Origin of the sequence: Noviherbaspirillum massiliense JC206, from assembly GCF_000312045.1 — a bacterium.
GTDB classification, from domain to species: Bacteria; Pseudomonadota; Gammaproteobacteria; order Burkholderiales; family Burkholderiaceae_D; genus Noviherbaspirillum; species Noviherbaspirillum massiliense.
Genome location: NZ_HE978634.1, coordinates 145,273 through 153,465 on the forward strand (window position 1 = coordinate 145,273; position 8,193 = coordinate 153,465).

General features: G+C 59.8%; 7 protein-coding genes. 3 read left to right on the forward strand and 4 right to left on the reverse strand.

The window, feature by feature from the left end; genetic code table 11:
* The first annotated feature begins 349 nt into the window (after positions 1 to 349).
* Positions 350 to 1,543 (forward strand): M20 aminoacylase family protein, encoded by a 1,194-nt coding sequence (locus tag HGHM_RS00715; protein ID WP_026075575.1) that lies wholly within the window; start codon positions 350 to 352, stop codon positions 1,541 to 1,543.
* Here the strand turns inward: HGHM_RS00715 and HGHM_RS00720 are convergent.
* The 4 genes from HGHM_RS00720 to HGHM_RS00735 all read right to left on the reverse strand — a co-directional run bounded on the left by HGHM_RS00720 (position 1,501) and on the right by HGHM_RS00735 (position 6,304).
* Positions 1,501 to 2,361, reverse strand: a complete 861-nt coding sequence (locus tag HGHM_RS00720) for a DUF3047 domain-containing protein (RefSeq protein ID WP_019139586.1) — start codon at positions 2,359 to 2,361, stop codon at positions 1,501 to 1,503. The two genes, HGHM_RS00715 and HGHM_RS00720, sit on opposite strands and share 43 nt — an antisense overlap.
* Before the next feature lie 109 nt (positions 2,362 to 2,470).
* Positions 2,471 to 4,243, reverse strand: a complete 1,773-nt coding sequence (locus tag HGHM_RS00725) for an ABC transporter ATP-binding protein/permease (protein ID WP_019139587.1) — start codon at positions 4,241 to 4,243, stop codon at positions 2,471 to 2,473.
* Between the two features lie 132 nt (positions 4,244 to 4,375).
* Positions 4,376 to 5,368, reverse strand: a complete 993-nt coding sequence (locus tag HGHM_RS00730) for a tripartite tricarboxylate transporter substrate binding protein (protein WP_019139588.1) — start codon at positions 5,366 to 5,368, stop codon at positions 4,376 to 4,378.
* A 24-nt stretch (positions 5,369 to 5,392) separates the two neighbouring features.
* Positions 5,393 to 6,304 (reverse strand): NAD(P)-dependent oxidoreductase, encoded by a 912-nt coding sequence (locus HGHM_RS00735; RefSeq protein WP_075111674.1) that lies wholly within the window; start codon positions 6,302 to 6,304, stop codon positions 5,393 to 5,395.
* 66 nt (positions 6,305 to 6,370) lie between these two features.
* Here HGHM_RS00735 and HGHM_RS00740 point away from each other — a divergent pair, with 66 nt between their 5' ends.
* Positions 6,371 to 7,261: an SMP-30/gluconolactonase/LRE family protein gene (locus HGHM_RS00740; RefSeq protein WP_019139590.1), complete on the forward strand. Its 891-nt coding sequence runs from the start codon at positions 6,371 to 6,373 to the stop codon at positions 7,259 to 7,261.
* Positions 7,262 to 7,499: 238 nt separating this feature from the next.
* Positions 7,500 to 8,051 carry an acyloxyacyl hydrolase gene (locus HGHM_RS00745; protein WP_034348346.1) on the forward strand — a complete coding sequence of 184 codons (552 nt, stop codon included), beginning with the start codon at positions 7,500 to 7,502 and terminating at the stop codon, positions 8,049 to 8,051.
* Positions 8,052 to 8,193: the final 142 nt, after the last annotated feature.

The window sequence follows — 8,193 nt, forward strand, 5'->3', positions numbered from 1 at the left end:
GGTTCATCAGCATCCTAGCGCATGGCGGCACAAAAATGGAGAGCGGCGAGCAGGCAATCTGTTGCCAACACTGGCGGCGCGCCGGATGAAGGCTGTCCCTCCACGAAAATGACGGAAGGACATTCTCATGCATGGCCCGTCATTTCCTCCTTGCCGTGTGTCGATCGATGCCTGTTCAGCATTGATTTTAGTTAAACGCGGGCAGCACACGGACAGCGTAAGATATCCACTTGAAATGGGCCGGCGCATGGTCCGCGGATAGCCAATCATGGAAACCGCCATCCTGGCCAGGCATCCGCAGCGAAACGGCGCGCGTTGGTCCGGCAATCCGGCAAATGTGGAGAAAGCAATGAAGCTGATTGATCCGATCGTCGCGTTTCATGCGGAATTACAGGAAATCCGGCGCGATATCCATGCCCATCCCGAACTCTGCTTCGAGGAGCATCGCACTGCCGAGGTGGTCGCGCGCAAGCTGGAAGAATGGGGAATCCCGGTCGTGCGCGGCCTCGGGGGCACCGGGGTGCTGGGCATCATCAGGAATGGCCGCAGCGAGCGCACGATCGGCTTGCGCGCCGACATGGATGCGCTGCCGGTCCAGGAAATCAATACCTTCGCGCATAAATCGAAGCATTCCGGAAAGATGCATGCATGCGGCCATGATGGCCATACCGCCATGCTGCTCGGTGCGGCCCGTTATCTGGCCCAACATCGCAATTTCGACGGCACGGTCTATCTCATCTTCCAGCCGGCCGAGGAAGGCGGCGGCGGTGCAAAGCGGATGATGGACGAAGGCCTGTTCGAAAAATACCCGATGCAGGCGGTGTTCGGCATGCACAACTGGCCCGGCGCGCCGGTCGGCAGCTTCGGCGTGACAGCCGGACCGATGATGGCTTCATCCAATGAATTCGAACTCACGATCCGCGGCAAGGGCTCGCATGCTGCGCAGCCATACAAAGGCATCGATCCGATCATGACAGCAGTGCAGATTGCGCAAGGCTGGCAAACCATTGTCTCGCGCAACTGCAATCCCGTCGATGCGGCAGTGCTGTCCATCACGCAGATCCACGCCGGCAGCGCTACCAACATTATTCCGGATGAAGCCCGCATGATCGGAACGGTGCGCACCTTCAGCACCGAGGTGCTGGACCTGATCGAGCAGCGCATGCGGGATATTGCCAGCCATACCGCGGCCGCCTTCGATGCGCAGGTCGAATTCCAGTTCCATCGCAACTATCCGCCACTGATCAACCATCCCGAGCAAACCGCGTTTGCAGTCGAAGTCATGGCGTCGGTGGTCGGTGCGGAAAACGTCGATGCGCATGTCGAGCCAACCATGGGCGCGGAAGACTTCGCCTTCATGCTGCAGGAAAAGCCGGGCTGCTATGTGTTCATCGGCAACGGGGATGGTGCGCACCGGGATGGCGGCCATGGCGCCGGACCATGCAACCTGCACAACCCGAGCTACGATTTCAACGATGCGCTGCTGCCGATCGGCGCCACCTACTGGGTACGTCTGGCCGAGGCGTGGCTGCGGGTTTCCTGATCTTCCAGACCGACAGGCAACGACGCGCCGGATCGCGTGGCCTGCTCCCTTTCGTCCGGCAGCAGGCGGATGTCGCCATACCAGGCTTCCGCCGTTTCACCGGTATTGTCAGTGTCGGTGAGCACGCCGACGCCGATCAATCGTCCCGGTTTTTCACCGAACGCCTTTTCGTAGTCCTCGACGATATTGCGCTTGAATTCGCGCCACTCCCCACTGCCATCGGGGCCGCTGGCGGCGACGAACATGCGCACTCGGCTGCTGCGGCTGTTGCGGATCACGGTACCGACCGCTTCCCGGTTTTCCCAGATGTACATCAGGGTTGCATAGGGAAAGTCGTGGCCGGTGACGAGCTTTGCCGTCTCGAAAAACATCTGGTCAGCAAATGGCAGTTCTTCCTTGTCACCGTCGAAAGCCAGGACGATGCGCACCGGAGAGTCCTCGGCGGACTGCTGGGTATTGTCGGCGCTGGCAATCAGGCGCTTGATTTTCCAGCTCCAGTGCAGCCATGGCCGGCTGGCCGGGTCGATGTTGACTTCGTGGATCAGACCGGAGGATGCGGCGGCGGCGCGGGCATGCAGCACGACACGGTCCTGTTCGTCGACCAACCGGTAATCGGTCTTCTTCTTGGTGCGCAGCAGGACCAGCGGCTTCCAGCCTCTTGGCAAGCTCCCGGATGCGCCGGCGGAAAACGGCGCCAGCTGCACATTGCCGTCAGAGTCCGTCTGTGCCGGGTCCGAAGAGAGCCCGTCTGCGAGTTTCTGGTGCATGCATCCTGCCAGTGCAAGGCAGGCGCTCATCAGGACTGTCAATTTTTTCATTTAAGTTTCTTGTTATCGTGGAGCGGCGCCTTGGATGCACGCAGGTAGCAACTGCATGACGGAGGCCTTCAGCCGGCGCGGAAGTCGCCGCACCGGCATGCAGTCACTCTCAGGTGGTGGCCAGCCGGGCCTCTTGAATTGTATAGTGCCCACGCTCCTGCGAAGCGGCCTGAGCTTCTTGCCGGCCTTGAGCTGGGACAAACCGCCAGTGGATTGCGTGGAATTTCGCAACCAGGTCGCGATGCGCAATGCTGATAACGGCGGCATCCGGCAATTCCTGCAGGACCAGGCCGTACAAAAGCTCTTCGGTTGCAGGATCGAGCGCGCTGGTTGCCTCGTCCAGGAACAGCACCTGCGGACGCGTCAGCAACACCCGCACGAACGCAAGCCGCTGCTGCTCACCGGGCGACAGGCGCTGGCTCCAGTTGTCCGACTCATCCAGCTTGTCGGCAAGATGGGACAGCCGGCAGAGCTCCAGGTAATGGCGGATTGCAAGGTCGCGGTAGGCATTTGCCGCGGCGGGATAGGCAATCGCTGCGCGCAGTGTGCCTATGGGTAGATAGCTTTTCTGCGGCACGAACAACAGCTTTGCATCGCTCGGGATTTCGATGCTGCCTGTTCCGTACGGCCAGATGCCGGCGATTGCCCGGAACAAGGTCGATTTGCCGCAGCCGGACGGGCCGCTGACCAGGATGCGCTGGCCGGTATGGATGTCTCCGGACAGCGGCCGGGTCAGTGGCACACCATCAGGCAACTGCAGGCTCAGGTCGTCGAGCAGGAGCGCGCCCACATTGTTGCGAGTGACGGCAATGCCCGATTCGTGTTCGCGCGCAGCCTGGACGGCGGCATGAAATCCGGCAAGGCGATTGACACTGGCTTTCCAGTTCGCCAAGGAACTGAAGGCATCGATGAACCACGACAGCGCTTCCTGTACATGCCCGAATGCCGAACTGATCTGCATCAACTCGCCAAGCTTGATGGCGCCCGAAAAATAGCGCGGCGCGCCGACCAGGAAGGGAAAAATGATCGCGAATTGCGCATAGAAGGTCGAAGCGGTGTTCAGCTGCTTGGTCGTGCGCATGATGGCCCACCAGTTGCCCCTGATGCGTTCGAAGCGCCCGGAAAGATGGGAAAGTTCCTGCGGTTCGCCGCGATAGAGCGCAACCGCTTCCGCATTTTCGCGGATGCGGATCAGGCCGAAGCGGAAGTCGGCTTCGAAGCGCTGCTGCTCGAAGTTCAGATGGACCAGCGGCTTGCCTATCCACCAAACCAGCATCGAGCCGAATCCCGCATACAGGATGGCAAACCAGACCATGTATCCCGGAATGGTGAATTCGTGCTGGGCAAGCATGAAGGACAAGGGGCCGCTGACCGCCCACAGGATGCCGATGAAGGAGACCAGGGTCACGACGCTGGACAGAAAGCCGAGCGCCAGAGACAGCGAGCCGGTGGTGAGCAGGTCGAGGTCCACCGCGATCCGCTGGTCCGGGTTATCGGCGGAGCGGGTCTGTTCGATGCGGTAATACGTCTGGTTGGCGAGCCACTCCTCCATGTACTGCCTGGTCATCCAGGTACGCCAGCGCATGCCCAGCCCCTGGGTCAGATAAATCCGGTAAATCGCGACCGCGATGTAGATGAATGCCAGATAGGAAAAGCGCCAGAGCTGCTCTCTGAAGGCCGGAAAATCCTTGGATTCCAGGGCATTGTAGAAATCCCGGTTCCAGGCGTTGAACTGAACATCGAGATAAACCATGCCCAGCGCCAGCGCGATCACTGCCGCCAACAAGCCGCGCGCCTTCCATTTTTCTTCGGATTGCCAGTAAGGAGCAATCAAGCGCCATACGGCGCGCCAGTCGGTGCGTTCTTGATACGTGGAAGACATGGGGGCGGAGCTTGGAAATGAAGGGTTTCGCCTGTCGGCGGATGATGATGCTGGAGGGAATTTTGCAGGAAACGGAGCCCTCCCGCAATCGCGGGAGGGGTTTGTGCTTTGGTTGTCAGTCGAGGATCAGGTTCAATCGACCTTGGCACCGGAATCCTTGACGACTTTCGACCATTTCCTCGTCTCGGCCTGGATGTGTGCGGCGAATTGCGCGGGCGTATTTCCGATCGGCTCAGCCCCCTGTGCCACCAGCTTTTCCTTTACTGCGGGACTGGACAAGGACTTGGCGATTTCCTGCTGCAGCTTGTCGACGATTTCTTTGGGCGTGCCGGCGGGCGCGAGGATGCCGAACCACGAGCTGGCTTCGAAGTTGGCAAGCTCACCACCGCTTTCGGCAATCGTCGGAACATCCGGCAAGGCGGGCGAGCGCTTGCTGCTGGTGACGGCAATGGCCCGCAGTTTTCCGGTCTTAATGAAAGGCAGCGAAGAAGGCAGGTTGTCGAACATCAGGTCCGCCTGACCTCCGATCAGGTCGGTCACGGCCGGCGACGAGCCGCGATAGGGAATATGGACCATGAAGGTTCCAGTCTGCGTCTTGAAGAGTTCGCCAGCCAGGTGGATCGACGTGCCATTGCCGCTGGACGCCATGTTCAGCTTGCCGGGATGGGCCTTGAGGTAGGCGACAAAACTCTTGACGTCGGTGATGTGGTTTTTCTCCGCAAACGCCGTGTTCAGAACGAGTACGTTCGGCACCGCCGCGACCAGACTGACAGGCGCAAAATCCTTGATCGGGTCGAAGGTCAGCTTGGGATACAGCGACTGGTTGATCGCATGGGTGCCGACCGTGCCCATCAGCAGCGTGTAGCCGTCCGGTGCGGACTTGGCCACGATTTCCGTGCCAATATTGCCACCCGCGCCCGGTCGGTTATCGATGATGACTTGCTGGCCCAGGCTCTTGGACAATTCGGCGCCCACTGCACGCGCCAGGATGTCGGTGGTGCCCGCCGCAGTGAAAGGCACCACCAGCCGGATCGGCTTGTCGGGATAAGTCTCCGCATGGATGAAGCTGCTTGCGCAGGCAAGCGCTGCCGCAGCGACTACAGATATCCAGCGCTGGATTTTCATGGTGTCTCCTCCTTTTTTGTTGGCTCAGGGTAGCTTGTCCGGTTCGGTCCCCAGTCGCTTGCCTGGATTCATGCGCTCCAGCGCAAGCAGCGCCGCCGACTGATCGGCATTGGGCACCTCATTCAGGATACTGCGAAAACCGTCCGTGACCAGTTCGGTCAGGGGCAGCCGAAGGCTTGCTGCGGCGGCCGCGCCAAGTACGTTCTCCAGATCCTTGTACTGGCTTTTCACCTGACCGCCCGGCAAGAAATTTCGCTCTAGCATACGCTGTCCATGCACCTCAAGGATTCGACTTTCCGCAAATCCGCCGCGAATAGCCGCGCGTACCGCAGCCGGGTCGGCCCCGCCGGCCCGAGCGAGCAATAGCGCTTCGGCTACGATGGCGAGCGTGCCGCCGACGATCAACTGGTTGCACAACTTGGCAACTTGCCCGCAGCCGGCCGGGCCGACGAGAACCGGGCGCCCCATCGTCTTGAGCACCACTTCGGCGCGCTGGAAGTCAGCGGCCGTCCCGCCAGCCATGATCGCCAAAGTGCCCGCCTCCGCTCCGATCACGCCCCCCGAAACCGGCGCATCAATGAAGGAAATGCCTCGCGCAGCAAGCTTTGCATGGAATTGCTGCGCTTCCGACTGGGCAGTGGAACTCATGTCGATCACCAGCGAACCGGAGCGCAGTGAAGGCAATGCCCGATCGAGCACCTCTCCGACAATAGGTCCGGCTTCGAGCATGGTGATGATGATGTCTGCATCATGAACCGCAGCGGACGGAGTTGCTGCTGTCCGGGCACCAAGGGCCTTGAGTGCTTCGGCCTTGGCCTGGGTGCGGTTCCAGGCAGTCAGCGGATAGCCAGCGTTCAGGAGGCGGGTCGCCATCGGTTTGCCCATCAGACCAGTGCCAAGAAAAGCGATGACGGGAAGGGATGTGGTGAGGCTCAAGTTCGCTCCTTGTCGCGTTCGGTTTTCGGGGATAATGAAATTTCATTCTCCCAAAAAGGCATTACCGTGTCGACCGCACCCATAGAAGTGCTTTACGCCACGCCGATGCAAGTCGGCGAAAGTCCACTCTGGCATCCGAAGGAAGAAGCCCTTTACTGGATCGACATCCCGGCGCGGATGGTGCATTGCCATCATCTGCCGACTGCGGCACACCGGTCGTGGCAAATGCCTGCCGAACCCGGATGCATCGTGCGCTGCGCGACTGGAGGCCTGATCGTGGCAATGCGTTCCGGGATAGCGCATTTCGATACGGCGACCGGCGCGTTGACTGAACTGGCTGCAGCCCCGTACGATACAACGCGCATGCGCTTCAATGACGGCCGCTGCGATGCCGCCGGCCGGCTCTGGGTCGGGACGATATATGAACCGCGCGATCAACCGCTTGGTTCGCTCTATTGCCTGGAACGTGGGTGCTTGATAAACAAGGGCTGCCCGGCCACGGTCTCGAACGGTGTCGCGTTCAGCCCGGATTCGGGCTTGCTATATCACGCCGACACGACTGCACATCGGATTACGGTGTATGAATTTGATTTGGCACAAGGCAGGGTTGGCGAGGGCCACCTGTTCAGGCAATTTTCCAAAGACAAGGCGCATGGCTATGGAGGACGACCGGACGGCGCCGTGGTCGATAGCGAGGGCGCGTATTGGGTTGCCGCCTTTGAAGGTGGGTGCATCCTGCGACTTTCGCCGTCCGGCGATGTGCTTCAGAAAATCGAGCTTCCGGTGCGCTGCCCCACCATGCCCGTCTTCGGCGGCGCAGACCTTCGAACGCTCTTTATTACGACCGCCCGGCATAACCGGAGCGAAGCAGAATTGGCCCAACACCCGCTCTCGGGATCCGTACTTGCGCTGCGCGTCAGTATTGCCGGTCTTGATGAGCCCAGCTATCAGCCTTAAGCGAGCGTTCGCGAATTAGCGATAATTTCACGGTCTACCGGCTCCGACAGCCGGCGATCACGGCTTGGCTCCGCTTTGCAGCAGACCTTCCTCAAGTTAACTCCACTTTTCCCTTGAATCCGCAAGCGCCGGTGAGCCCACTCAATACCTTCCCATAGGCATTGCGTTACAACGTCCTTGTCCGAATGATGCTGTTGGGGACAACAGCGCTCGCGTGCAATTACCGGAGATCGCTTCTATGTTTTCACAACGAATTCGTCCTGGCTTGTCTGCTACCGTATGCTTGCTTCTTTGCTCGCTCCACCTGCCGGCGGGTGCCGTCGACTCGGCGTCGCTAGAATGGGGAACAGGCAACAAGACGCGAATGGCGCGCGTGGGCCTGCAATGGAATTGGAATGCGGAATGGCTGAAAACAGAGCACAGCCGTTTGACCGGTTACTGGGATCTGACATTCTCCAGATGGCAAGGCCGGCGATTCCGTGACGTGCCTGGGGCACGCCAGTACATTACGGATGTAGGCATTACGCCGGTGCTGCGACTAGAAGGCGCCAGCGGTCGGGGCCTATATGGTGAGGTCGGGGTTGGGGCACACTGGCTATCCGAGCTTTACGACAATAATGACCGCCAATTATCGACTCGGTTCGAGTTCGGTGATCATTTGGGAATTGGCTACGCCTTCCAAAATGGTCTGGATATCGCTTTGAAGTACCAGCATTTCTCAAACGGCGGGATCAAAAACCCCAATGACGGAGTAAATTTTGCCGTCGTAAGGATCATGTACCGCTTTTAGCACCCCGCGTTGATTGCCTCAGCGGCGCCGGAAATACATCACGCCGAAAGATCAGACGTACCAGTAGTCGCACAACCCAAAGCCGACACTGCGTCGAGAGCTGCGGCGAATCGCGGCGTCATTTTTCCAAACACAAAAAAAA